This window comes from Streptomyces sp. NPDC036822 (assembly GCF_055609145.1).
Map to the genome: position 1 here is coordinate 54,292 of NZ_JBVJPY010000008.1, position 26,764 is coordinate 81,055.

Annotated in this window: 18 protein-coding genes; 5 read left to right on the forward strand and 13 right to left on the reverse strand. The window is 69.5% G+C overall.

Translation table 11 applies throughout. The annotated features are described in order from the left end of the window. The first annotated feature begins 2 nt into the window (after positions 1-2). Positions 3-377 (forward strand): NTP pyrophosphohydrolase, encoded by a 375-nt coding sequence (locus tag ACZ68P_RS19960; RefSeq protein WP_471007856.1) that lies wholly within the window; start codon positions 3-5, stop codon positions 375-377. Positions 378-416: 39 nt separating this feature from the next. Here the strand turns inward: ACZ68P_RS19960 and ACZ68P_RS19965 are convergent, their stop codons facing one another. The 9 genes from ACZ68P_RS19965 to ngcE all read right to left on the reverse strand — a co-directional run bounded on the left by ACZ68P_RS19965 (position 417) and on the right by ngcE (position 12,504). Continuing rightward, positions 417-1,892 carry an amino acid permease gene (locus tag ACZ68P_RS19965; protein ID WP_471008227.1) on the reverse strand — a complete coding sequence of 492 codons (1,476 nt, stop codon included), beginning with the start codon at positions 1,890-1,892 and terminating at the stop codon, positions 417-419. Positions 1,893-2,083: 191 nt separating this feature from the next. After that, positions 2,084-4,003, reverse strand: a complete 1,920-nt coding sequence (dxs, locus tag ACZ68P_RS19970; protein WP_471007858.1) for a 1-deoxy-D-xylulose-5-phosphate synthase — start codon at positions 4,001-4,003, stop codon at positions 2,084-2,086. Positions 4,004-4,199: 196 nt separating this feature from the next. Then, a complete protein-coding gene (locus ACZ68P_RS19975; RefSeq protein ID WP_471007859.1) occupies positions 4,200-5,504 on the reverse strand; it encodes a sugar ABC transporter permease in 1,305 nt (434 codons plus the stop codon). Continuing rightward, positions 5,501-6,295, reverse strand: coding sequence for an ATP-binding cassette domain-containing protein (locus ACZ68P_RS19980; protein ID WP_365714014.1), 795 nt, complete (start codon positions 6,293-6,295; stop codon positions 5,501-5,503). The genes ACZ68P_RS19975 and ACZ68P_RS19980 overlap by 4 nt, the downstream gene beginning before the upstream one ends. Positions 6,296-6,479: 184 nt before the next feature. Then, on the reverse strand, positions 6,480-7,580 hold the full coding sequence (locus tag ACZ68P_RS19985; RefSeq protein ID WP_471007860.1) for a substrate-binding domain-containing protein: 1,101 nt from the start codon (positions 7,578-7,580) through the stop codon (positions 6,480-6,482). A gap of 122 nt (positions 7,581-7,702) precedes the next feature. Then, positions 7,703-8,914: an ROK family transcriptional regulator gene (locus ACZ68P_RS19990; protein WP_471007862.1), complete on the reverse strand. Its 1,212-nt coding sequence runs from the start codon at positions 8,912-8,914 to the stop codon at positions 7,703-7,705. A 219-nt stretch (positions 8,915-9,133) separates the two neighbouring features. Further along, a complete protein-coding gene (locus tag ACZ68P_RS19995) occupies positions 9,134-10,069 on the reverse strand; it encodes a carbohydrate ABC transporter permease (protein ID WP_471007864.1) in 936 nt (311 codons plus the stop codon). Positions 10,070-10,084: 15 nt separating this feature from the next. Continuing rightward, a complete protein-coding gene (locus tag ACZ68P_RS20000; protein WP_471007865.1) occupies positions 10,085-11,014 on the reverse strand; it encodes a carbohydrate ABC transporter permease in 930 nt (309 codons plus the stop codon). Between the two features lie 50 nt (positions 11,015-11,064). Beyond that, positions 11,065-12,504 carry an N-acetylglucosamine/diacetylchitobiose ABC transporter substrate-binding protein gene (gene ngcE, locus ACZ68P_RS20005; RefSeq protein ID WP_471007867.1) on the reverse strand — a complete coding sequence of 480 codons (1,440 nt, stop codon included), beginning with the start codon at positions 12,502-12,504 and terminating at the stop codon, positions 11,065-11,067. A 340-nt stretch (positions 12,505-12,844) separates the two neighbouring features. On the opposite strand from ngcE, the gene ACZ68P_RS20010 reads away from it, so the two are divergent. Continuing rightward, positions 12,845-16,723, forward strand: a complete 3,879-nt coding sequence (locus ACZ68P_RS20010; protein WP_471007868.1) for a GH92 family glycosyl hydrolase — start codon at positions 12,845-12,847, stop codon at positions 16,721-16,723. Between the two features lie 89 nt (positions 16,724-16,812). Here ACZ68P_RS20010 and acnA read toward each other — a convergent pair whose 3' ends face one another. Continuing rightward, a complete protein-coding gene (gene acnA, locus ACZ68P_RS20015; RefSeq protein ID WP_471007869.1) occupies positions 16,813-19,530 on the reverse strand; it encodes an aconitate hydratase AcnA in 2,718 nt (905 codons plus the stop codon). A gap of 263 nt (positions 19,531-19,793) precedes the next feature. On the opposite strand from acnA, the gene ACZ68P_RS20020 reads away from it, so the two are divergent. The 3 genes from ACZ68P_RS20020 (at position 19,794) to ACZ68P_RS20030 (ending at position 23,185) form a co-directional block, all read left to right on the forward strand. Continuing rightward, positions 19,794-20,150 carry a VOC family protein gene (locus tag ACZ68P_RS20020; RefSeq protein ID WP_471007871.1) on the forward strand — a complete coding sequence of 119 codons (357 nt, stop codon included), beginning with the start codon at positions 19,794-19,796 and terminating at the stop codon, positions 20,148-20,150. Between the two features lie 50 nt (positions 20,151-20,200). Next, a complete protein-coding gene (locus tag ACZ68P_RS20025; RefSeq protein WP_365713998.1) occupies positions 20,201-21,730 on the forward strand; it encodes a helix-turn-helix domain-containing protein in 1,530 nt (509 codons plus the stop codon). Between the two features lie 267 nt (positions 21,731-21,997). Further along, entirely contained in the window at positions 21,998-23,185 is a 1,188-nt protein-coding gene (locus ACZ68P_RS20030) for a cytochrome P450 (protein WP_471007872.1), read from the forward strand. Positions 23,186-23,293: 108 nt separating this feature from the next. On the opposite strand, the gene ACZ68P_RS20035 is transcribed toward ACZ68P_RS20030, so the two are convergent. The 3 genes from ACZ68P_RS20035 to ACZ68P_RS20045 form a co-directional block, all read right to left on the reverse strand. Beyond that, positions 23,294-24,475: a cation:proton antiporter gene (locus tag ACZ68P_RS20035; RefSeq protein WP_471007874.1), complete on the reverse strand. Its 1,182-nt coding sequence runs from the start codon at positions 24,473-24,475 to the stop codon at positions 23,294-23,296. 2 nt (positions 24,476-24,477) lie between these two features. Next, complete coding sequence (locus ACZ68P_RS20040) at positions 24,478-24,957, reverse strand: cation:proton antiporter regulatory subunit (protein ID WP_471007876.1); 480 nt, start codon at positions 24,955-24,957, stop codon at positions 24,478-24,480. A gap of 185 nt (positions 24,958-25,142) precedes the next feature. After that, positions 25,143-26,696, reverse strand: a complete 1,554-nt coding sequence (locus tag ACZ68P_RS20045; protein WP_471007877.1) for an MFS transporter — start codon at positions 26,694-26,696, stop codon at positions 25,143-25,145. Positions 26,697-26,764 lie beyond the last annotated feature (68 nt).

Genomic DNA, 26,764 nt, shown 5'->3' on the forward strand with positions numbered 1-26,764 from the left:
CCATGGACCGTACGGAACCGCCGCTTCTGATCGTCGACGGCGCCAATGTGGTCGGGTCGGTGCCCGACGGGTGGTGGCGCGACCGGCGCGGGGCCGCCGTGCGGCTGCGTGACCGGCTCGTGGACGGGCCGGTGCCCGAGGGCGGGCCCTTCGAGGTCGTGCTGGTCGTGGAGGGCGCGGCGCGGGGCGTCGAGTCCGTGCCGGGCGTCCGGGTCGAGGAGGCGCCCGGGAGCGGTGACGACCTGATCGTCGAGCTGGCCCGGAACGCCGGAGGCCGGCCGTGCGTGGTGGTCACGGCCGACCGGGAGCTGCGGCGGCGGGTGGAACGGCACGGGGCCCGGTGCGTGGGCCCGCGTGCCGTCCGGGACGCCTCCTGAGGGCCTTCTGGCGGCCTCCTGAGGTGTCGAGGGCGGGGTCTAGTACTCCGCGTTCGGGCCCGCCTTGCCGAGGCGGCTGTGGCGTCGTCCGTACAGGAAGTAGACGACGATGCCGATCGCCATCCAGACGGCGAAGCGGAACCACGTCTCGCCCGGCAGGTTGAGCATCAGCCAGAACGAGGCGGCGATGGACAGGATCGGGAGCGCCGGCACCCAGGGGGTGCGGAACGCTCGGGGCAGGTCCGGGCGGTTGCGGCGGAGCACCATCACGCCGACCGCCACGACGACGAAGGCGAAGAGCGTGCCGATGTTCACCAGGGTGGCCAGCTCGTTGATGCTGGTGAAGCCGGCGACGATGGCGATGATGACGCCGAGCAGGATGGTCGGCCGGTAGGGGGTCCGGAACCGGGGGTGCGTGATGGAGAAGAAGCGCGGCAGGAGGCCGTCGCGGCTCATCGCGAAGAACACCCGGGTCTGGCCGAGCAGCAGGATCAGGCAGACCGTGGTGAGGCCGACGGCGGCGCCGAAGCTGATGACGCCCGCGTAGAAGGGGTGCCCGGTGGCCTTGAAGGCGTCCGCGAGCGGCGCGCTCACCGACAGTTCGGAGTAGTGCTGCATGCCGGTGACCACCAGGGCGACGGCGACGTAGAGCACGGTGCAGATGAAGAGCGAGCCGAGGATGCCGCGGGGCATGTCCCGCTGCGGCAGCTTGGTCTCCTCGGCCGCCGTGGCCACCACGTCGAAGCCGATGAAGGCGAAGAAGACGACGGACGCGGCGGTGAAGATGCCCATGACGCCGAAGTTGGTGGGCTCGTAGCCGAAGATCGTCTGCACGAGCGGGGCGTCCCATCCCGAGCCGGCCGGCGGGGTCACCGAGGGCGGGATGAACGGCGAGTAGTTGTCGCCGACGATGAAGAACAGACCCGCGACGATCACGATCATGACGACCGTCACCTTGATGGCGACGACGAGCGCCGTGATCCGGGCGGAGAGCTTCATGCCGAGGACCAGGATCACGGTCAGCACGAGGACCAGCAGGAAGGCCAGGATGTCGAAGGTGCCGTTGGGCACGTCCGGGCCTTCCAGGGCCGCCGGTAGATGCCAGCCGATGTTGTCCATCAGGGAGCGGACGTAGCCGGACCAGCCGACCGCGACCACCGCCGTGCCGAGCGCGAACTCCAGGACGAGGTCCCAGCCGATGATCCAGGCCGGGAGTTCGCCGATGGAGGCGTACGCGAAGGTGTACGCCGATCCGGCGACCGGGACGGTCGAGGCGAACTCGGCGTAGCACAGGGCGGCGAGGGCGCAGACGATGCCGGCGGCGACGAAGGCCAGCGCGGTCGCCGGGCCCGCGTTCTCCTTGGCCACCTTGCCGGTGAGCACGAAGATGCCGGTGCCGATGATGACTCCGACGCCGAAGACGGTCAGGTCCCAGGCGGAGAGTGATTTCTTGAGCGCGTGCTCGGGTTCTTCCGTGTCGCGGATCGACTGCTCGACCGTCTTGGTCCGGAACATGCCGGTGCTCGCCTGTGGCGGCTTCTGGTCCGTGCTCACCGTCGTACCTCCGTGCCGTCGGTCACAGACCCATGATCGAGACGCCAGGGGGGTGGCGCGCGCCGACGGAACGGCTTTCACACGAAAGGACCGGTCGGACACCCCGTGGGGTGGTCCGACCGGCCCAATGTGGTGACGCTCCGTCGCCGCCGTCAGTCGCGGGCGGGCTCCACAGCCCGCTCGCTGTCCTCGTAGCGGCCGTCGAGGCGCGAGACGAGGCCGGTGACCTGGCGGGCGATGTCCGGGGCGGTCAGCCCGATCTCGGCCATGACCTCCTTGCGGGAGGCGTGGTCGAGGAAGCGCGGCGGGATGCCGAAGTCGCGCAGCGGGACGTCGACACCCGCGTCGCGCAGGGCCTGCGCGACGGCCGAGCCGACACCGCCGACGCGGCTGTTGTCCTCGACGGTGACGACGACGCGGTGGCCCTCGGCGAGCGGGGCGAGCGCCTCGTCGACCGGCTTGACCCACCGCGGGTCGACGACGGTGGTGCTGATGCCCTGCGCGTCGAGCAGGTCCGCGATCTCCAGGCACATCGGCGCGAGCGCGCCGACGGACACGAGGAGGACGTCGGGCGTGTCGGCCCCGGACTCGCGCAGGACGTCCATGCCGCCGATGCGGCGCAGGGCCGGTACGGCGGGGCCGACGGCGCCCTTGGAGAAGCGGACGACGGTCGGGGCGTCGGTGACCTCGACGGCCTCGCGCAGCTGGGCGCGGACCTGGTCGGCGTCGCGCGGGGCGGCGAGCCGCAGTCCGGGGACGACCTGGAGGATCGACATGTCCCACATGCCGTTGTGGGAGGCGCCGTCGGTGCCGGTGACGCCGGCCCGGTCCAGGACGAAGGTGACACCGCACTTGTGCAGGGCCACGTCCATCAGGACCTGGTCGAAGGCGCGGTTGAGGAAGGTCGCGTAGACCGCGAAGACGGGGTGCAGCCCGCCGGTGGCGAGCCCGGCCGCCGACACGGCGGCGTGCTGCTCGGCGATGCCCACGTCGTAGACCCGCTCGGGGAACGCCTTGGCGAACTTGTCGAGCCCGACCGGCTGGAGCATGGCCGCGGTGATCGCGACGATGTCCTCGCGCTCCTTGCCGAGCTTGACCATCTCCTCGCCGAAGACCGAGGTCCAGTCGGCGCCGGAGGAGGCGATCGGCAGACCGGTGTCCGGGTGGATCTTGCCGACGGCGTGGAAGCGGTCGGCCTCGTCCTGGAGGGCGGGCTGGTAGCCGCGGCCCTTCTCGGTCAGGCAGTGGACGATCACCGGGCCGCCGAAGCGCTTGGCGCGCGTCAGGGCCGACTCCAGGGCCTCGAGGTCGTGCCCGTCGATGGGGCCGACGTACTTCAGGCCGAGGTCCTCGAACATGCCCTGCGGGGCGATGAAGTCCTTCAGGCCCTTCTTGGCGCCGTGCAGGGTCTCGTAGAGCGGCTTCCCGACGACGGGGGTGCGCTCCAGGATGTCCTTGCCGCGGGCGAGGAAGCGTTCGTAGCCGTCGGTGGTGCGCAGCGTTGCCAGGTGGTTGGCGAGGCCGCCGATCGTCGGGGCGTAGGAACGCTCGTTGTCGTTGACGACGATGACGAGCGGGCGGTCCTTGGCGGCGGCGATGTTGTTCAGCGCCTCCCAGGCCATGCCGCCCGTCAGGGCCCCGTCACCGATGACGGCGACGACGTGGTCGTCCTTCCTCAGGACCTCGTTCGCCTTCGCCAGGCCGTCGGCCCAGCCGAGGACCGTGGAGGCGTGCGAGTTCTCGATGACGTCGTGCTCGGACTCGGCCTGCGAGGGGTAGCCGGACAGGCCGCCCTTCATCTTGAGCTTCGAGAAGTCCTGGCGGCCGGTGAGCAGCTTGTGGACGTAGCTCTGGTGGCCGGTGTCGAAGAGGACCTTGTCCTTCGGGGAGTCGAAGACGCGGTGCAGGGCGATGGTCAGCTCGACCACACCCAGGTTGGGCCCGAGGTGACCACCGGTCTTGGAGACGGCGTCCACGAGAAACGTCCGGATCTCCTTCGCCAGCTGCTCCAGCTGTTCCGGGGAGAGCCGGTCCAGATCGCGCGGTCCCCTGATACGGGTCAGCAGAGCCACCCGTGCCTCCTTGCGTTTGAGCTGGTCGAGCTTGCCGATTTGTCGAGTCTAATGTTCCGCTCCGGACCGTCGTCATCGGGCGGGCCGTTCCGCGCCACTCGTGTGGCCGACACGCCGATGAGCGTACGGCGTCACACAGGGCCGGACGCAGCAGTGCCCGGCGCCGGTTCTCCGGCGCCGGGCACTGTGGTGAGCGTTACGCGCGTCCCGCGGTCTTCTGTGTGCGGCGGGAGACCGAGTCGATCACGACGGCGGCGAGGAGCACCGCGCCGGTGATCATGTACTGGATCTCGTTGGCCATGCCGATCATGTTCAGGCCCTGCTGGATCGACTGGATGACGATCATGCCCAGGAGCGCGGACCAGACCTTGCCGCGGCCACCGAAGAGGCTGGTGCCGCCGATGACGGCGGCCGCGATGACCAGCATCAGCGTGTTGCCGCTGCCGAGGCTCTTGGTGGCGCCGCCGGAGAGGCTGGCCACGAAGAGGCCGCCGAAGGCGGCGAGCATGCCGGAGACACCGAAGACGATGATCCGGATCCGGTCGACGTTGATGCCGGCGCGGCGGGCGGCCTCGGCGTTGCCGCCGACCGCGAAGACCTTGCGGCCGAAGAGGGTGCGGCGGGCGACGAAGTCGGCGATCACCAGGACGGCCACGAAGAGGACGAGGGCCAGCGGCAGGCCGCGGGCGCCCTCGGGCTCGTTCAGGACGTAGGCGACGACGAAGCAGAGGGCCGCCACGATCGCGGTGCGCAGCACGATCTCGCTGGTGGGGCGGGACGGCAGCGCGGCGGCCTTGCGGCGCTTGGAGTCGAGCAGCAGCGAGCCGGCGTAGGCGAGGACCGCCACGACGGCGAGGCCGTACGCGGCGCCCTTGTCCTCGAAGTAGTACGCGGTGAGGTTCTCGACGATCGAGCCGGAGGGGGCGTTGATCGAGCCCTCCTTGCCCATCAGCCAGATCTGCAGGCCGCTCCAGCCGAGGAAGCCGGCGAGGGTGACCACGAAGGCCGGGACGCCGATCTTGGCGAAGAAGAAGCCGTGCAGCAGACCGATCAGCAGACCGGCGATCACCGCGATCACGACCGACAGCAGGTCGTTCACGCCGTTGGTGACGTTGAGCACGGCCCAGACGGCCGCGCCGACACCGGCGACGGAGCCCATCGACAGGTCGATCTCGCCCAGGATGAGGACGAAGACGATGCCGACGGCCATGATGCCGAGGCCGGAGGAGTAGACGGCGATGTTCGCGACGGAGCTCGCCGAGAGGAAGTTGCCGTTCTGGACCTGGAAGACGACCGCGATGACGATCAGGCCCAGGACGACGGGCAGGGAGCCGAGCTCGCCGCCGCGGATCTTGCGGTTGAACTCGGTCCAGTAGCCCTTGAGGCCTTCCTCGCGGACCAGCAGGCGCGGGTCGACGGCGGGGATCGGGGCGGCGGAGCCGGTCCCGCTCGCGGGGGCCTCGGGGGAACGGGGCTGGGGGGTCTTGGCGAGGTCGCTCACTTCGCGTCCTCCTTCGTGGCCTGGCGCGCCTGGCGACGGGTCACGGCGTTGTCCGTGGCGCCCGTGATGGCCGCGATGATCGTCTCGTGGCTGGTGTCGGCGACCCTGAAGTCGCCGTTGTTGCGGCCGAGGCGGAGGACCGCGACGCGGTCCGCGACGGCGCGCACGTCGGCCATGTTGTGGCTGATGAGGATGACGCCGTGGCCGCGCTCGCGCAGCCGCTCGACGAGGTCGAGCACCTGTGCGGTCTGCTCGACGCCGAGGGCGGCGGTGGGCTCGTCGAGGATGACGATCTTGGGGTCGCCGATCAGGGCGCGGGCGATGGCGACGACCTGCCGCTGACCGCCGGAGAGCGCCGCGACGGGGATGCGGACCGACGGGATGCGGATGGACAGCGTGTCCAGGAGCTCCTTGGCGCGCTTCTCCATGGCGATCTCGTCGAGGACGGACGCGGAGCGCAGCTCGCTGCCGAGGAAGAGGTTGGCGACGACGTCGAGATTGTCGCAGAGCGCCAGGTCCTGGTAGACGGTGGCGACTCCGAGGTTCTGGGCGTCGTGCGGCTTGGTGATCTGGACGGGCCGGCCGTCCCACTCGATGGTGCCCTCGTCGATCGGGTGGACACCCGAGATCGTCTTGACGAGGGTCGACTTGCCGGCGCCGTTGTCGCCCACCAGGGCGACGACCTCTCCGGCATGGATCTCCAGTTCGACATCGGTGAGCACCTGGACGGCGCCGAACCGCTTGGAGACTCCGCGCAACGCCAGCACGGGCGTAGCGGACACGTGAATCATCTCCTTCGCCGCCTGACCGGCGGGGATGGTGGTACAGGGGGGAGCACGCAGGGGGGTGTGAGACGAAGTAGTCCGGCGCCCCGCCCCCGCTTGCGGGGCGTGGAACGGGGCGGGAGCGCCGGACCGGACCGGGGCCGTTCGGAGGGGGTCTGTGGGATCCGAACGGCGTGACCGGCAGCGGGTGTTACTTGATGCCCGCCGCGTCGCAGGCGGCCTTGTACTCGCCGGCGCAGAGCGCCGCGGCCTCGTAGACACCGTCGGCGATGATCGTGGAGCCGATGTTCTCCTTGGTCACGACCTGCGCGTCGTACAGCTTCGCCGGGATGTCCTTGAACTCACCGGTGAGGCTGGTGACCTTGGTGGGAACCAGGTCGTCGATCTTCTCGCCCTTGAGCAGGCGGACCGCGATCTCGGCGGTGGTCTCGGCCTCCGGCTTGATCTGCTTGTAGATCGTGAAGGACTGGTCGCCCTTCAGGATGCGCTGCAGACCGGCGAGCTCGGCGTCCTGGCCGCCGACCGGGACCTTGATGCCCTGCTTGGAGAGGGCGGTGATGATGCCGCCGGCCATGCCGTCGTTGGCGGAGTAGACGCCCTGGAAGCCGTCCTTGCCCAGGGAGTCGATGGCGGCACCCATCTTCTTGTTGGCCTCGTCCGGGGACCAGTCCGGGATGTCCTGCTCGTAGACGACCTTCTTGACGCCGCCGTCGAGGACGCTGTGGGCGCCCTTCTTGAACAGCGGGGCGTTGGGGTCGGTCGGCGAGCCGTTGATCATGACGACGTTGGCGTCCTTCGCCTTGTCGCCGAGGGCCTTGATGAGGCCCTCGCCCTGCAGGCGGCCGATCTTCTCGTTGTCGTACGAGACGTAGGCGGAGATCGGGCCCTCGGCCAGGCGGTCGTACGCGACGACCTTGACGCCCTTCTTCTCGGCCTGCTGGACCCAGGACTTGGTGGCCTTGTAGTCGACCGAGTCCAGGATGATGACCTTCACGCCCTGCGTGACCAGCGCGTCGAACTGCTTCTTCTGCGTCTCGGTGTCCTGCGCGGCGTTGTTGTACTTGACCTCGCAGTCCGAGCAGAGGGCCTTGATCTTCGCCTCGATGATCGGGCGGTCGAAGGTCTCGTAACGCGTGGTCTTGTTCTCCGGAAGCAGCAGACCGATGGTCTTGCCGTCGCCGCCGTTCCCGTTACCCGAGTCGCTGTCGCCCGCCTTGCCACAGGCGGCGACGGAGAGGGCCAGCGAAACCGCGGCCGTGCCTATGACGACGCGGCGCGTCATTGCGTTCATGTGGGGTTGCCTCCCTGACGAGGCCGCGACGTTGCGGCCGAGGTGGCTGGAAGTCAACTCGGCCGCAACCTCGACGTCAAGGAGTAAATCCTTAACGAGATGACAACGGTGCCATCCGTTATCTAAATGAAGGCAGGCGTCGAGGTGGCCGCAGCGGAGGGCAGGGCACTCTCCAACAGGGTCGAATCGCCCATTTCGTTCAGCGCGAGAGCCAGCGCGCCGAGCACCTCGGCGCGGCCGCCGAGGGCTCCGGGGACAAGCGAGAGCTGGCGGGCCGCGCTGGGGATGGCGTACCGCGAGACGGAGTCCCGGATGGGGGCGAGCACCAGCTCGCCGGCCTCCGCGAGGTCGCCGCCCAGCACCACGCGGCTGGGGTTGAGCAGGTTGCACAAGTTGGCGATACCGCTGCCGATGTGGCGGCCCACGTCGGCGATCACACGGCGGCAGCCCGGATCGCCCTCGCGCGCCAGCTGGACGACCCGCTCCATGGTCAGATCGGGCCCGTGGCCGGGCTGGAGCAGCGGCAGGACGTAGCGGGCGGCCGCGAAGGTCTCCAGGCAGCCGCGGTTGCCGCAGCGGCACACCGGGCCCGACTCGTCGAGGGTGATGTGCCCGATCTCGCCGGCGGTGCCGCCCGGGCCCCGGTAGACGCGTCCGTCGATCACGAGGCCGGCGCCCACGCCGCTGGCGACCTTGATGTACGCCAGGTCCCTGACCCCCCGCCCGCTGCCCCAGACCAGCTCGCCGAGCGCGCCGAGGTTGGCGTCGTTGTCGACGTACACGGGCACGCCGAGGCGGCCGGACAGCTCGTCCGCGGGGTTGATGCCGGTCCAGCCCGGCAGGATCGAGGTGGAGCCGAGGGTGCCCGAGGAGACGTCGATCGGCCCCGGCACGCCGAGGCCCACGCCGACGACCTTGTCCTGGCCGATGCCGGTGGCCGCGATCAGCCGTTTGACCAGCGTCTCCGCCCGGTCGAACCCCTCCGCGGAGGAGGCGTCGACGTCGAGCGGCTCGGACTCCTCGGCGAGGACCTGGTGGGCGAGGTTGCCGACGGCGACCCGCAGGTGGGTGTGGCCGAAGTCGACGCCGATGACGATTCCCGCGTCACCGGAGAGCGAGACGCTGCGGGCCCGTCGGCCGCCGGCGGAGGTGGGCGTGACCTCGACGGTCCCGCCGTCCTTCAACTCCCGCACGATGTTGGACACCGTGGCGGCCGACAGACCGGTCGCACGGGCGATCTCCGCCTGCGTGAGCGAGCCCGCCATGCGGACCGCGCGCACGACCCGTTCGAGATTGGCCCTGTGCAGAGATGTCTGCGACCCCGGAGTCTCCATCGACTCATCCACTCCCGCCTGCAGGGGCCGCGCCAATGAGACCCCGGCCTCTTCTCCAACTTGTGAACTCTAAGATGAGCTCTTCGGGGTGTTCCCCGTCAAGACCTTGAGCGGGGCGAGGCTCGTATGAGCCACGGCGGCCCGCCGGGCGGGCATGCGTGAGGCCCCGGAGGGGGACGTCCTCCGGGGCCTCGGCGCCCGCGCGGGCGGGGTGGATCGTTACTTGAGCGTGGCCGACGTGAGACCGGCCTGGACCTGCCGCTGGAAGGACAGGTACACGACCAGCATCGGGATCATCGCGATCGTCACGCCGGCGAAGAGCACCGGCAGGTCGGTGGCGTATCCCTGCTGCTGCTGGAGCTGGATCAGTCCCTGGGTGAGGACGTACCGCTCGGGGTCGTCACCGCTCTGCGGCTGCATCAGCACGGTCGGCAGGACGAACTGGTTCCACTGCCCGAGCGTGTTGAAGATCCCCACGCTGAGCAGGCCCGGCTTGGCCATCGGCAGCATCACCTGGAAGAAGGCCCGGGTGTGCGAGGCCCCGTCCAGGATCGCCGCCTCGAAGACGGCCGTGGGCAGCGTCCGGAAGAACGCGTGCATGAAGAACACGGTGAAGGGCATCGAGTACGCGATGTAGACGAGGATGAGCCCCTGGTACGTGTTCAGCATCCCCAGCAGCTTCACCATGAAGAAGAGCGGGACCAGGGCCAGGAACACGGGGAACATCGCGCCGGCGACGAAGAAGTAGTAGACGAGGCGGTTGCCCCAGAACTGGTAGCGCGCCAGGACGTAGGCGGCCATGGAGCCGAAGAGCATCGTCAGCGGCACGGAGAACACCAGCACGACGAGCGTGTTGACGAAGTAGTCGCCGATGCCCTTCTCCCACGCGCGGGAGAAGACGTCGAGCGACCAGTTGGCCGGCCAGCCGAAGGCGGACCCGGCGATCTGCGCGTCGGTCTTGAAGGAGCTGAGCACCAGCCACAGCAGCGGCAGGACGATCATCAGGGCCCACAGGGCGAGGAAGCCGTGGGAGAAGGCGTTCAGGACGACGCCCTCGCTCCGCCGGCCTCCGGGGCCGCTGCCCCGGTCGCCCCCCGCGCGCTGCCGGGGCAGCGTGCCGTCCTTCGTGACGGTGTCTTGGGTGGGTGCAGTCATCGTTGGCTCTCCCGCTCAGAACTCGAGGCGCTCGCGGCGGGTGGCGCGCAGCGTGACCACGGACACGATCAAGGTCAGCAGCAGCATGATCACGCCCATGGCGCAGGCGTAGCCGCTCTTTCCGTAGTAGAGGAAGTTCCGCATCATCACCGTCGACATCGTCTCGCTGGCGTGGTCGGGGCCACCGCCGAACTCGCCCGAGGTCATGGTGGAGACGAGGACGAACATGTCCATCGCGACGATGCCGAGGTAGACCCAGGCCGTCTGCACCGAGTCCCACAGCAGCGGGAGGGTGATGCGGAAGAAGGACTGGGCCCGGCTGGCTCCGTCGATGAGCGCGGCCTCGTAGATGTCCCTCGGGATGGACTGCATGGCGGCGGAGAACAGCACGAGGTAGAAGCCCACCCCATGCCAGACGACGATCGCCATCAGCGCCCACAGCACGACGTTGGGTTCGTTGAGCCACTCGACGGGGGTGGCCTCGTCGATCAGGCCCAGCTTGAGGAGGAGGCCGTTGAGCATGCCGCCGGTGTCGCTGCGGTAGAGGGCGCCGAAGAGCACCGCGAGGATCGCCAGCGACAGGACCTGGGGGAAGAAGTAGACGATCTTGTAGAACCGGGCTCCGGCGACGCCCGAGACGCCGCCGGCCCGGCTCCGCCCGCCCGCGTTCACCATGAAGGCGAAGAACAGGGCGAGCAGAATGGTGATCACCGGGATGAACACCAGGAACAGGATGTTGTGCCAGATGGCCCCCAGGAAGATGTCGTCCTCGAACAGCGCGACGTAATTGTCGAGGCCGACGAACGAGAAGGTCTGCGACTGGCCCTTCCAGTCGGTCAGCGAGTAGCCGAACGTCTGGATGTACGGCCAGATGACGAAGACCAGATAGAGCGCCACGGGTACGAAGAGAAATCCCGCGACGAACTGGTACTGCCCTTTACGCATGGCGTTCCTGCCCCTGATGTCCCCGGCGGTTTCCGGCAGTGGAAGCGTGGTCAGTCGCGGCGGTTGTTCTTGGCCGCCGGGTCCTTGGCGGCCTTGTCCACCGCGGCCTGGGCGCGCTTCAGCCATTCCGCGGGCTGGATACGCTTGGCCATCAGCTCGTTGGAGGCGTTCTGGATGGCGGTATCCATCTCGCTGTACCACTCGGTGTACAGGTAGCGGAAGGTGTTGGGTCCGGCCGCCTTGGACACCTCGACCGTCGACTGCGTCCCCGGACGCAGCTTGACGCTCGGGTCCACACCGTCCTGGAGGATGGTGAGGGAGTTGGCCTCCTTGGCGAAGAGCGTCGACCACTCCTTGGAGAGCATCATCCGCATGAATTCCTTGGCCTCGGCCAGGTTCTTGGCTTTGGACGGGATGATGAAGGGCTCGCCGGAGCCGGCGCGGATCGCCTCGTACGGCATCACGGAGCCGGGCAGCAGCGGCATCGGCATGAACTTCATGTCGAAGTCGGCCGGCGTCTGCTTCAGCTGCTCGTTCTCCAGCCACGAACCGCTGGTGATGAAGGCTGCCTTGTACTGGTTCCAGCGGGTCTGGGACTCGGTGTGGGTCAGGCCGTTGGTGCCGGGCATCAGATAGCCCTTCTCCACGACCTCGTAGATCGCCTCGACGGCCTCCTTGGCCGCGGCGGAGCCGACGAACGCGTCGGGCTCCAGGTTGTCGATCGCCTTCATGGCGTCGAGACCGCCCTTCTTGGCGATCAGGTCCATGATGGCGACGTTGATGTAGTACGGGAACTTGCCCTGGTGGGCGAGGCCGCCGATGCCCTGGGCGGTGGCGTCCTTGCAGACGGCGAGGAACTCGTCCCAGGTCTTCGGCTCCTTCCAGCCCTTCTCCCGGAAGAGCTTGCCGGAGTACCACAGGCCCCACACCGTGTAGATGTAGTTGAGCGCGACGACCTTGCCCTCCTGGAGGCCCGGGTCGAGGGTGCCCGGGATGAGGGTGTCGCGGACCTTCTTGGTGGGGTCGTCGACCGAAGGCGCGTCGAGGACCTCGGCGAGGTCGAGCAGCTGGCCGTTCTTGTGGAGAACGTCGATCTTGATCTTCTGGGCGCCGGAGTCGTCGACGATGTCCGGCGGGTTGCCGGCGTTGAAGCGCGGCTGGAGCTTGCCGGTGATCTCCTGCGTACCGGTGTGGGTGGCGGTGACACCCCACTTCTTGGCGAAGCTGGCCTCCCACGCCTTGGCGTAGTCGTCGCCGTAGCCGCCCTTGAAGACGACGACGTCGATCTTGCCGCCCTTGGCCACACCGAACGGGTTCTCCTTGGAGACCTTCCCCTTCGGCTTGCTCTCTTCCGTGCTGCCACCGCCGCCGGAGGCGCAGGCGGACAGGAAGCTCATCGTCGGCACCGAGATCAGACCGAGAGCGGCGGAGCGCTTGATCAGATCGCGGCGGCCGAGGCCCTCGTTGGTGTGCGCGGAGGTGGATCCCATGCTCAAGTCCTCGCCTTCATTCAGGACTCAGGCGGTGTACCGGTCGCCCGTACTGCTCGCCTCAGGCGAAGGGCCCCGCCACCGCATTCGAATGCAGCTTGGGTCGTGCGCCGACAGGTATAGTCCACTTCCCGTCAACTGAGCAAGATCGAAAGCCGGTTTGGGCGGCCATCTTTCCCGAGTTGAGACCTCGGGGATATCCGCGCCGCATCTGCACCGGTTTCTCCCGCGCATTGCCGCGAACACCCTTGACACACGGCGTCACTTGGACCCCTACTAGAGCCTGCGCGTTCCAATTGACAACGTTGTCTAAAACGAGCGGCAGGAGTGACGACACCGAATGCTGGCCCGACTTCACACCGGACCGAGACCTCGGCACACGCACAGGCAGACGTTCACCCACACTCTCGAAGGGCCTCCGGGACGGCGGCTGCGGCAGACGCGGGCGGCCGCCCTCCTCGCGGCCGCCGCCCTCCTCGTGACGGCGGCCCCCTCCCCCTCCTTCGCCCTTCCCTCCGCGTCGAAAGGCGCGGCCGAGAAGGAGTTCACGACCTCCTTCGAGCCGGACGAGACACAGCCGACCTGGCGGAACACCGTCGACGTCGGCCGGGACGGCACGCAGCGGGCGTCGGGGGTCGACGGCGGCTTCGCCGGCGGGATCCCCGGCAACGTCACCGACAAGGTGGTCGGCCTGCGCGCCAGCGGCGAGAACGCCGGCGGGGGAGAGATCAAGGAGAACCTCGTCGACCTCCAGCCCGGGACGAAGTGGCTGGTCTTCGAGCCGACCGCCTGGGTCGAGTTCGACCTGGACGCCCCGGTCAAGGTCGCGACCTACGCGCTGACATCGGCGAACGACGCGGCCGAGCGCGACCCGCGCGACTGGACCCTGAAGGGCTCGGCGGACGGCAAGGAGTGGAAGGTCCTCGACACCCGGGAGGGCCAGAGCTTCGCCAAGCGCTTCGAGACGAGGACGTACGACGTCGCCGGTGACACGGCCTACGCCCACTACCGGCTGGAGATCACCGAGAACGGCGGTGGAGGGATCACCCAGCTCGCCGACGTTCAGTTCTCGAACGGTGACACCTCCGCCCCCGTCCCGCCGGAGATGCGCAGCCAGGTCGACCGCGGCCCCGGCGGCTCCCCCACCGCAAAGGCCAACGCCGGTTTCACGGGCATCCGGGCACTGCGCTACGCCGGGACCCACAAGGCGGCCGGGCGGGCGTACTCGTACAACAAGGTCTTCGACGTGAACACGGCGGTCGGCCGGAACACCGAACTGTCGTACCGGATCTTCCCGTCGATGCCCGAGACCGACCTCGACTATCCGGCCACCCACGTCTCCGTGGACCTGGCCTTCACCGACGGCACCTATCTGAGCGAGCTGGGCGCCACCGACGCGCACGGAGGTCCGCTCACCCCGCAGGGCCAGGCCGCCGCCAAGCGGCTCTACGTCAACCAGTGGAACCACGTGAGCGCCCGGATCGGGGCGGTCGCGGCCGGCAGGACCGTGGACCGGATCCTGGTGGCGTACGACTCCCCGAAGGGACCGTCGACGTTCCAGGGCTGGATCGACGACATCGCCCTCCGGGTCAAGGCGCCGGAGCAGCGCCTGGAGCGGCTCTCCGACTACGCCTCGACGACCCGCGGCACGAACTCCTCCGGTTCGTTCTCCCGGGGCAACACCTTCCCCGCGACCGCCGTGCCGCATGGCTTCAACTTCTGGACGCCGGTGACCAACTCGGCGTCCAAGAGCTGGCTGTACGAGTACGCGCGCGGCAACAACGCCGACAACCTGCCCACCGTGCAGGCGTTCGCCGCCAGCCACGAGCCGAGCCCGTGGATGGGCGACCGGCAGACCTTCCAGGTGATGCCGTCCGCGGCCGCGGGCACCCCGGAGACCGACCGGGTCAAGCGGGGCCTGGCCTTCCGCCACGAGAGGGAGACCGCCCGGCCGCACTACTACGGCGTGACGTTCGAGAACGGTCTGAAGGCCGAGATGGCCCCGGCCGACCACGCGGCGACGATGCGCTTCACGTATCCCGGCGACGACGCGAGCGTCGTCTTCGACAACGTCACGGAGGAGGGAGGACTCACCCTCGACGCCGCGACCGGCTCCTTCACCGGATACTCCGACGTGAAGAGCGGTCTGTCGGCCGGCGCCGGCCGGATGTTCGTGTACGGCGTCTTCGACGCACCGGTCACCGCCTCCGGCGCGCAGGGCGTGAAGGGTCATTTCCGCTTCGACGCGGGCGCGGACCGCACGGTGACCCTGCGCCTGGCGACCTCCCTGATCTCCGTCGACCAGGCGAAGGCGAACCTCGCGGACGAGATCCCGGCCGGCACCGGCTTCGAACAGGTCGAGGAGCGGGCGCAGGACGCCTGGGACACGATCCTGAGCCGGGTGGAGGTCGAGGGCGCCACCCACGACCAGCTCGTCACCTTCTACTCCAGCCTCTACCGCCTCTACCTCTATCCCAACTCCGGCTTCGAGAAGGTCGGCTCCACGCACCGGTACGCCAGCCCCTTCTCCCCCAGGACCGGCCCGGACACCCCGACGCACACCGGCGCCAAGATCGTCGACGGGAAGGTGTACGTCAACAACGGCTTCTGGGACACCTATCGGACGACGTGGCCCGCCTACTCCTTCCTCACCCCGAAGAAGGCCGGCGAACTGGTCGACGGCTTCGTGCAGCAGTACAAGGACGGCGGCTGGATCTCCCGCTGGTCCTCCCCCGGCTACGCCGACCTGATGACCGGCACCTCCTCCGACGTGGCGTTCGCCGACGCCTACGTCAAGGGCGTGGACTTCGACGCCGAGGCGGCGTACGAGGCGGCGCTCAAGAACGCGACCGTCGTCCCGCCGAGCGGTGGCGTAGGACGCAAGGGCATGGAGACGTCCCCCTTCCTCGGCTACGCCTCGACCCGGACCCACGAGGGACTCTCCTGGTCCCTGGAGGGCTACCTCAACGACTACGGCATCGCGAAGATGGCCGAGGCCCTGCACAAGAGGACCGGGAAGAAGCGGTACCAGGAGGAGGCCGCGTACTTCCTCTCCCGCGCCCGGAAGTACGTCTCGCTCTTCGACACGAAGGCCGGCTTCTTCCAGGGCCGCGACCTCACGGGCGCCTGGCGGGTCCCCTCCGCCGCGTACGACCCGAGGATCTGGGGGCACGACTACACCGAGACCAACGGCTGGGGCTACGCCTTCACCGCCCCGCAGGACTCGCGCGGCCTGGCCAACCTCTACGGCGGCCGGTCCGGTCTCGGCGCGAAGCTGGACACGTACTTCTCCACCCCCGAGACGGCGAGCCCCGAGTTCACCGGCTCGTACGGCAGCGTCATCCACGAGATGACCGAGGCCCGTGACGTCCGGATGGGCATGTACGGCCACTCCAACCAGGTCGCCCACCACGTGCCGTACATGTACAACGCGGCCGGCACGCCGTGGAAGACGCAGGGGAAGGTCCGCGAGGTGCTCTCCCGCCTCTACACCGGCAGCGAGATCGGCCAGGGCTACCACGGCGACGAGGACAACGGCGAGCAGTCCGCCTGGTACCTCTTCTCCTCGCTCGGCTTCTACCCGCTGGTGATGGGCAGCGGGGAGTACGCGATCGGCTCACCCCTGTTCAAGAAGGCGACGCTGCACCTCGACAACGGACGCACGCTGGTCGTCGAGGCTCCGCGCAACAGCGCGAAGAACCTCTACGTCCAGGGCGTGAAGCTGAACGGCGGGCGGTGGAACTCCACCGGCCTGCCGCACGCCCTGCTGTCCCGGGGCGGCACGCTGACGTTCGAGATGGGCCCGAAGCCGTCGGCCTGGGGCACGGGCGCGCAGGCCGGCCCGGTCTCGATCACCCGGGACGACAAGGTGCCCGCCCCGCGCGCCGACGCGATCGCCGGAGCCGGTCCGCTCTTCGACGACACCTCCGCCACGGAGGGCCCCGTCGCCTCGGTGGACCTGCCGGTGACGGAGCCCGTCCGGGCGGTCCAGTACACGCTGACCTCGTCCGCACGGGGCAAGGCGCCCACGGGCTGGGTCCTCCAGGGGTCGGCGGACGGCGCCGTCTGGAAGGACCTCGACCGGCGGACGGACCAGTCCTTTGCCTGGGACCGCCAGACCCGGGTCTTCTCGGTCGCCGCACCGGGCACGTACGCGAAGTACCGCCTGGTGGCGAGCGGCACGGGCGGGACGCTGGCGGAGGTGGAGCTGCTGTCCTAGGCCGTGCGTGAAGTCCTGCCCGGCAACGCGGACCGGCCGCCACCCCCTGCGGGGTGGCGGCCGGTCCGTGTGCCGGGTGACCGGGTGGGTCAGCCGCGGATGAGGTTCCGGAGCACGTACTGCATGATGCCGCCGTTGCGGTAGTAGTCCGCCTCGCCGGGGGTGTCGATGCGGACGACCGCGTCGAACTCGACACCGGTGTCGGTGGTGACCTTGACCGTGCGCGGGGTGCGGCCCTCGTTCAGCTCGGTGACGCCGGTGAAGGAGAAGGTCTCCTCGCCGGTCAGGCCGAGGGAGGCCGCCGAGGCGCCCTCCGGGAACTGGAGCGGCAGCACGCCCATGCCGATGAGGTTCGAGCGGTGGATGCGCTCGTACGACTCGGCGATGACGGCCTTGACGCCGAGCAGCGCGGTGCCCTTGGCGGCCCAGTCGCGGGACGAGCCGGAGCCGTACTCCTTGCCCGCCAGGATCGCGAGCGGGATGCCCTGCTCGATGTAGTTGCGCGAGGCGTCGTAGATGAACGACACCGGGCCGTCGGCCTGGGTGAAGTCGCGGGTGAAGCCGCCCTCGGTGCCCGGCGCGATCTGGTTGCGCAGGCGGATGTTGGCGAACGTGCCGCGGATCATGACCTCGTGGTTGCCTCGGCGCGAGCCGTAGGAGTTGAAGTCACGACGCTCCACACCGTGCTCGGTGAGGTACTGGCCGGCCGGGGTGTCGGCCTTGATGGCGCCGGCCGGGGAGATGTGGTCGGTGGTGACCGAGTCGCCCAGCTTGGCCAGGACGCGCGCGCCGACGATGTCGGAGACCGGGGTGGTCTCCATCGTCATGCCCTCGAAGTAAGGGGGCTTGCGGACGTAGGTGGACTCGGCGTCCCACTCGAAGGTGTTGCCGGTCGGGATCGGCAGGGCCTGCCACTGGGCGTCGCCCGCGAAGACGTCCTGGTAGGACTTGTTGAACATGTCCTCGCCGATGGCGTTGGCGACGACGTCGTTGACCTCGGCCTCGGAGGGCCAGATGTCGGCCAGGTAGACCGGCTTGCCCTCGGTGTCGATGCCGAGCGCGTCCTTGGTGATGTCCACCTTCATGGAGCCCGCGAGGGCGTACGCGACGACCAGCGGCGGGGAGGCCAGGTAGTTCATCTTGACGTCGGGGTTGATCCGGCCCTCGAAGTTGCGGTTGCCGGACAGCACCGAGGTGACCGCGAGGTCGTGCTCGTTGACGGCCTTGGAGACCTCCTCCGGCAGCGGGCCGGAGTTGCCGATGCAGGTGGTGCAGCCGTAGCCGACGAGGTTGAAGCCGACCTTGTCGAGGTACGGGGTCAGGCCCGCCTTGTCGAAGTAGTCGGTGACGACCTTGGAGCCCGGGGCGAGGGTGGTCTTGACCCACGGCTTGCGGGTCAGGCCCTTCTCCACGGCCTTCTTCGCGACGAGCGCGGCGGCGACCATGACGTACGGGTTCGAGGTGTTGGTGCAGGAGGTGATCGCGGCGACGGTGACGGCGCCGTGGTCGATCTCGTAGGTCGAGCCGTCGGGGGCCGTGACGGTGACCGGCTTCGACGGGGCGCCGTTGGGGTGGTTCGCCGGAGCGTCGGAGGCCGGGAAGGACTCCTTGCCCTGCTCGTCCACGTCGTCCACGTAGTTGCGGACGTCCTGGGCGAACTGCTGCGCGGCGTTGGCGAGGACGATGCGGTCCTGCGGACGCTTCGGTCCTGCGATGGAGGGGACGACCGTGGAGAGGTCGAGCTCCAGCTTCTCGGAGAAGTCGGGCTCGGCGGACGGGTCCAGCCAGAGGCCCTGCTCCTTGGCGTACGCCTCGACGAGCGCGACCTGCTGCTCGGAGCGGCCGGTGAGCTTGAGGTAGTTCAGGGTCTCGCCGTCGATCGGGAAGATCGCGGCGGTGGAGCCGAACTCCGGCGACATGTTGCCGATGGTGGCGCGGTTGGCGAGGCTGGTGGCGGCCACGCCCTCGCCGTAGAACTCGACGAACTTGCCGACGACGCCGTGCTTGCGCAGCATCTCGGTGATCGTGAGGACGAGGTCGGTGGCGGTGGTGCCGGCCGGGAGCTCGCCGGTCAGCTTGAAGCCGACGACGCGCGGGATGAGCATGGAGACCGGCTGGCCGAGCATGGCGGCCTCGGCCTCGATGCCGCCGACGCCCCAGCCGAGCACACCGAGGCCGTTGACCATGGTGGTGTGGGAGTCGGTGCCGACGAGGGTGTCGGGGTAGGCCTGGCCATTGCGAACCATGACCGTACGGGCCAGGTGCTCGATGTTCACCTGGTGCACGATGCCGGTGCCCGGGGGGACGACCTTGAAGTCGTCGAAGGCGGTCTGGCCCCAGCGCAGGAACTGGTAGCGCTCCTTGTTGCGGCCGTACTCCAGCTCGACGTTCTGGCCGAAGGCTTCCTTCGTGCCGAACTTGTCGGCGATGACGGAGTGGTCGATGACCAGCTCGGCCGGGGAGAGCGGGTTGACCTTCGCCGGGTCGCCGCCGAGCTCCTTGACGGCCTCGCGCATGGTGGCGAGGTCGACGACACAGGGCACACCGGTGAAGTCCTGCATGATCACGCGGGCCGGCGTGAACTGGATCTCCTGGCTCGGCTGAGCCTGCGAGTCCCAGCCGCCGAGCGCCCGGATGTGGTCGGCGGTGATGTTCGCGCCGTCCTCGGTGCGGAGCAGGTTCTCCAGGAGCACCTTCAGGCTGTAGGGGAGGCGCGCGGAGCCCTCGACCTTGTCCAGCCTGAAGATCTCGTACGACTCGTCGCCCACGCGCAGCGTGCTGCGGGCGTCGAAGCTGTTCGCCGACACGACAGTCTCCTTCATCAATGTGCGCGTTCTGACCGCATCCTGCCGCGATGGCTCCTCGCCGATCCGCTAAGGTAAGACTTAGTTAGGTAACCCTTACCGGCTGGCGCGGCTGCGGTGCGTCTTTCGGCAGATATCTCGATGTCGAGATAACTCTAGTACATGACCGCCGCGCGGTCATGCCCGGCATGCCCCGGGGCACGGCCCGGGACCCGTACGGCGGCGCAGCGATGGCCGCATCCTCACACCGGCGTGACGATCGGACCATGTTCAGCGGCGCGCATGTGATTCTCTACACCCCCGACGCGGACGCGGACCGCGCCTTCCTGAGGGACGTGGTCGGGTTCGAGCACGTCGACGCGGGCGAGGGCTGGCTCCTCTTCCGGCTACCGCCGGCCGAGCTCGCCGTACACCCCTCCCCCGGCGACCCGAAGCACGAGTTCTATCTGATGTGCGACGACATCACGGCGACGCTGACCACGCTGGAGGACCGCGGCACCGAGATCTCACGACCCATCACCGACCAGGGCTGGGGACTCCTCGCCGCCGTACGGATGCCGAGCGGTGCCGAACTCCCGCTCTACGAACCCCGCCATCCCACCGCTCACGGTTCGTCACCCTGATGGCCCACCCCCTCGCGAGCGTCATCTCATATCTGAGATAACGTGACGCCATGGCAGACGACTACCTCGTACGCATCGGCAAGCTCATCCGTGACGCCCGCCAGCACCGTGGCTGGACTCAGACGCAGCTCGCCGAGGCCCTGGCCACAAGTCAGAGCGCCGTCAACCGGATCGAACGCGGCAACCAGAACATCAGCCTTGAGATGATCGCTCGGATCGGCGAAGCGCTCGACAGTGAGATCGTGTCTCTCGGTTACGCCGGCCCCATGCACCTGCGGGTCGTCGGCCGCCGGCGGCTCTCCGGAGCCATCGACGTGAAGACGAGCAAGAACGCGTGCGTCGCGCTGCTCTGCGCCTCCCTCCTCAACAAGGGCCGCACGGTCCTGCGCCGCGTCGCCCGGATCGAGGAGGTCTTCCGGCTCCTGGAGGTCCTGGGCTCCATCGGCGTCCGCACCCGGTGGATCAACGAGGGCGTCGACCTGGAGATCGTGCCCCCGGCCGAGCTGGACATGGAGTCGATCGACGCCGAGGCCGCGATCCGCACCCGGTCGATCATCATGTTCTTCGGCCCGCTGATGCACCGGCTCGACCGCTTCAGGCTGCCCTACGCGGGCGGCTGCGACCTCGGTACGCGCACGATCGAGCCGCACATGATCGCGCTGCGCCGCTTCGGCCTCGACATCACGGCGACCGAAGGCCTTTACCACGCCCAGGTCGAGAGGTCCGTCTCGCCCGACCGTCCGATCGTGCTGACCGAGCGCGGCGACACCGTGACCGAGAACGCGCTGCTCGCCGCCGCGCGCAACGACGGTGTCACCGTCATCCGCAACGCCTCCTCGAACTACATGGTCCAGGACCTGTGCTTCTTCCTGGAGGCGCTGGGCGTGAAGGTCGAGGGCATCGGCACCACGACGCTGACCGTGCACGGCGTCCCGCAGATCGACGTGGACGTCGACTACTCCCCCTCCGAGGACCCGGTCGAGGCGATGAGCCTGCTGGCCGCGGCCGTCGTCACGGAGTCGGAGCTGACGATCCGCCGGGTGCCGATCGAGTTCATGGAGATCGAGCTCGCGGTCCTGGAGGAGATGGGCCTGGACCACGACCGCTCCGCGGAGTACGCCGCCGACAACGGCCGCACCCGCCTGGTCGACCTGACGGTCCGCCCCTCCAAGCTGGAGGCGCCGATCGACAAGATCCACCCGATGCCGTTCCCCGGCCTCAACATCGACAACGTGCCGTTCTTCGCGGCCATCGCGGCGACCGCGCAGGGCAAGACCCTCATCCACGACTGGGTCTACGACAACCGCGCGATCTACCTCACCGACCTCAACCGCCTCGGCGGCCGCCTCCAGCTCCTCGACCCCCACCGCGTCCTGGTCGAGGGCCCGACCCGCTGGCGCGCCGCCGAGATGATGTGCCCGCCGGCCCTGCGCCCGGCGGTGGTGGTACTGCTGGCGATGATGGCGGCGGAGGGCACGTCGGTCCTGCGGAACGTGTACGTGATCAACCGCGGATACGAGGAGCTGGCGGAGCGCCTCAACTCGGTGGGCGCGCAGATCGAGATCTTCCGCGACATCTGATCCCCGCGACCTTCCCGCACCCGGGCCGTCGTCCGCGGCGCTTCGCCTTCCGAAGCGCCCGGTCGGCGGCCCTTCGCGCGTGCTCCTGCCGAGCCGCCTCACGGATTGACCCATTGCAACGGATCGTTGCGTTAACGAACAGCGCCATTGCATCAATTTACCGCCTCCGAACTGCCGTTACACCCTCAAGTCGATTGACGAAATCATGAACGCAACGTAGCTTTCGACATGTGTCAAGCAGGTGCCGCCGCGAGATGAGGAATGGCCATGGGTGAATCCGTCCACACCGTCACGACGCTGCCGGCGGAGCGCCCGCCCGGCTGCCCGTTCGACCCGCCGACGGAGCTGATCGAGGCCCGTCGGCAGGGGCCCATCAGCCGCTACACCCACCCCGGCGGGAAGCCCGGCTGGCTGATCACCGGGTACGACCTCGTCAGGTCGGTCCTGGCCGACCCGCGGTTCAGCTCCCGCAAGGACCTCCTGAACGTCGTCGACTTCGAACTCCCCCCGGCCCCGCCCGGCGAGTTCCTCCTCATGGACGAGCCGGAGCACGGGCGCTACCGGAAGCCGCTGGTGGGCAGGTTCACCGCGCGGCGGATGCGGCTCCTCACCGAGCGCATCAAGCAGATCACCGCCGACTGCCTGGACGCCATGGAGGCGGCCGGGCCGACGGCGGACCTGGTGTCCGCGTTCGCCAAGCCGATCCCCACCATCGTCATCTGCGAGCTGCTGGGGGTGCCGTACCAGGACCGCGCGTCCTTCCAGGAACAGATCGACACGTTCATGAACGGGGAGACGAGCGACGAGGACCTGATCGCCGCCTACACCGCGACCCAGGAGTACCTCGCCCGGCTGGTGGCCGCCAAGCGCGCGAACCCCACGGACGACGTGCTCAGCGAACTCACCGACAGCGACCTGACCGACGAGGAGCTGCGGGGGATCGGCCTGATCCTGCTGGCGGCCGGCTTCGACACCACCGCGAACATGCTGGCCCTCGGGGCCTTCGCCCTCCTGCGCAATCCGGACCAGGCGGCCGCGCTGCGCGCCGATCCCGCGCTCACCGACCAGGCCGTGGAGGAGCTGCTGCGGTATCTGAGCGTCGCCAAGTCGTTCATGAGGACGGCGCTGGTGGACGTCGAGGTGGGCGGGCAGCTGATCGAGGCGGGCACGACGGTCGTCCTGTCGTACAGCACCGCCAACCGCGACCCCGAGCGCTTCACCGATCCGCAGGTGCTCGACCTCCACAGGCAGGACGGCGGCCACCTGGCCTTCGGCCACGGCATCCATCTGTGCCTGGGTGCGCAGCTGGCCCGGATCGAGATGCGGGTGGCGTTCTCCGCTCTGTTCGCCCGCTTCCCCGGACTGCGCCTGGCCGTACCGGCCGAGGAGGTCCCCGTCCGCCCTGAGGCCGCGGACATCCACGGGGTGAAGAGCCTGCCGGTGACCTGGGCGTGACGGGCACCCGGGCCCGATGAGGGGGCGGGACGCCCGGGCCCCGTGACGCGGGGCGGGGCACCCGGGCCCGTGACGCGGGACGGCCACCGGGGGCGCCGTCCGGTGCGGTCAGGCGGCGCCGTCCTGTGCGTCGGCGCGGGGCGGCTGCCGCCTGCCGAGGGGGACGGCGCCTGCCAGGCGCGTCAGGACCGGGCCGACGATCGCGAGGATGAAGACGTACGCGGTCACCAGCGGCCCGAGAGAGCCGTGCAGGGTGCCGACGAGGCCGACGATGACGAGGGAGAACTCGCCACGGGCGATCAGGGCCGTCCCGGCACGCAGCTGCCCGCGGCGCCCCACGCCGTCCCGCGCGGCGGCGAACCGCCCGGTGAGCACCTTGGTGACGATGCTGACGGCTGCCAACGCGAGGGCCGCGGGAAGGGCGGGCACCAGGTCGTCCGGATCGACCGACAGGCCGATGGCGAGGAAGAACACGGCGGCGAAGAGGTCCCGCAGCGGGCTGAGCACGGCGCGGGTGCGGGTCGCCGTCTCCCCGGTGAGGGTGAGGCCGACGAGGAAGGCACCGACGGCCGCCGACGCGTGGACGAGTTCGGCCAGGGCCGCCACGATCAGGGTCAGGCCGAGCACCCGGAGCATGAGCTGCTCGTCGTCCGGGTGGGAGACCAGCCGGCCCAGGTGGTGCCCCCAGCGGTACGAGACGGTGACGGCCGCCACGACGGCGCCGACCGCCGCGAGCACGCCGAGGGCCGCCTGCCACCACCGGCCGCCGGAGGCGAGCACGGCGAGCACCGGCAGGTAGAAGGCCATGACGCAGTCCTCGAGGACGAGGACCGACAGCACGGCCGGGGTCTCCCGGTTGCCGAGGCGGCGCAGGTCTGCCAGGAGCCGGGCGACGATGCCCGAGGAGGAGATGTACGTGGCGCCGGCCAGGGCGAGCGTCCCGATGGCGTCGAGGCCGAGCAGCACTCCGGCCACCGCGCCGGGCAGGGCGTTGAGGAGGAGGTCGACCAGGGCGGACGGAACGCGGCGGCGCATGCCGACGGCGAACTCCGGCAGGGAGAACTCGAGGCCGAGCGTCAGCAGGAGCAGGACGACGCCGATGGTGGCGCCCGTCTCGACGAACCCGCCGGCCGCGGGGACGGGGGCGATGCCCCCCTCGCCGATCGCCAGGCCCGCGAGCAGGTAGAGCGGGATCGGCGAGAGCGTGAGGCGCCTGGCCACGGTCCCGAGCAGGCTCAGGGCGGCGAGGATGATGCCGAGCTCCAGCAGCAGCGCGACCGGCGTGTGCACGGTCAGCCCTGGATGATCTGTTCCACGGCCGCGATGCCCTCGTGGGTACCGATCACCACGAGGACGTCCCCGCCCCGCAGGACGTCCTGAGGGGCGGGCGAGGGCAGCACGATCCCACCCCTGACCACGGCGACGACGGACGCGCCGGTCAGGGTCCGCGCCCGGGTGTCCCCCAGGGGCCGGCCGTCGTAGCGGCTTCCGGGGCGGACCTCGGTCTGCCCGGACCGCAGCCCGGGCGCCTCCTCGGTCAGTCCGGCGAACCGCTCGGCGATCCGCGGCGCCCCGAGGATCTCGGCCACCGTGTCGGCCTCTTCCGCGTTGAGTTCGAGGACGGACCGCCCCTCGTCGGGGTCGTCCCGTTCGTACACCACCAGTTCGTAGTCACCGGTCTGCCGGGCGACGACTCCGATGCGGTCGCCCTGGTGGTTGGTGAACTCGTAGCGCAGGCCGAGGCCGGGCAGGAGTACCTCGGTGACGTCCATCCACCCATCATCGAGCGAAGCGCTGAGGGCGGCACGCGCGGCGACGCCACCCGGGTCGGATCGCCCGCGGGACGTGATCCGACCGGGTGACGACGGTGCCGCGTGACCGCCGGAGCCGTGAGCCGCCCGGCCTCGGGCGACTGGGCGCGGGGGCTGGGCGGCTCGGCCCGACCCGGCGGACCGGGTCAGGCCGCGCCCGGCGGGCCCATGCCGCCCTTGAGGCGTTCGAGATCGGAGGGGCGTACCTGGATCGCGACGAGGGCGATCACGGCGGCGATGATCGCGAAGGCGGCCGCGACGATGAAGGCCAGGGACACACCGGAGGTGAGGACCTCGTCGGCCCAGGGCGGCGGCAGCTGGCCCGTCTTGGCGAACTGCGCCTTCTCCAGCGGTCCGGCCTGGGAGAGGAAGGCCGGCACCTGCTTCTCCGCCTCGTTGCGGCTGGCCGTTCCGAAGACGGTCACCAGGATCGAGAGGCCGAGGGAACCGCCCACCTGCTGGGTCGCGTTGAGCAGCCCGGACGCGGCGCCCGACTCCTCCGTGCGCACGTTGGAGAGCGCCATCAGGGTCAGCGAGACGAAGAGCATGCCCATTCCCAGGCTGAAGATGAGCATGGGGCCGAGGATGCTGCCCAGGTACGTGGAGTGCACGTCGGTCAGGGTCAGCCAGGAGAGACCGGCCGCGGCGAGGAGCGAACCGACGACCATGAAGGGCTTGGGCCCGAACCTCGGCAGCATCTGGGAGGCGAGCCCCGCGCCGACCGCGATCACCGCGCTGACCGGCAGGAAGGCCAGGCCGGCTTCCAGGGGGCTGAAGCCCAGGACGTTCTGCACGAACAGCGTCAGGAAGAAGAACATGCCGAACATCGCCGCGGCCAGGCAGAGCATGATGGCGTACGTGCCCGCCCGGTTGCGGTCGGCGAACATGTGCAGCGGGGTGATCGGCTGCCGCGAGCGCCGCTCGATCGCGATGAAGACGATGAGCAGCACGACGGCCGCTCCGAAGGAGGCGAGGGTGACGGGGTCGCGCCAGCCTTCCTGGGCGGCGCGGATGAACCCGTAGACCAGCGCCACCATGCCGACGGTGGCGGTGAGCGCACCGGTCAGGTCGAAGTGGCCGGCGTGGCGTTCGGACTCCTTGATGTAGCGGGGCGCCGCGACGGCGATGAGGACGGCGATCGGCACGTTGACGAAGAACACCCAGCGCCAGTCGAGCCATTCGACCAGGACACCGCCCGCGAGCAGTCCGATCGCGCCACCGCCCGCGGACACGGCCGCGAAGACGCCGAACGCCCGGTTGCGCTCCGGTCCTTCGGTGAAGGTGGTGGAGATCAGTGCGAGAGAGGTCGGCGAGGCGATCGCGCCGCCCACGCCCTGCAGGGCTCGGGCGGCGAGGAGTTGCCAGTCGTTCTGGGCGAGTCCGCCGAGGAGGGAGGCGAGTCCGAAGAGGAGGACGCCGAAGATGAAGACCCGGCGCCGGCCGAGGATGTCACCGACCCGCCCGCCGAGCAGGAGCAGGCCTCCGAAGGTCAGGGTGTACGCGTTGACGACCCACGACAGGCTCGTCGTCGAGAAGTCGAGCGAGCTCTGGATGTGGGGCAACGCGATGTTCACGATGGTGATGTCGAGGACGACCATCAGCTGACAGGAGGCGATGACCAGAAGGGCGATCGTGTTGCCGCCGCCCTGGCGCTTGGTGGCGGCGGTCCGTGCTGGTGTCGTCGGCTTGGGGGTACTCATGGCGCATCGCGCCCTCGCGTGGTGGGTAGGCGGCCGTGGGCCGGTCAGTCCACCTTTCGACCCTAAGC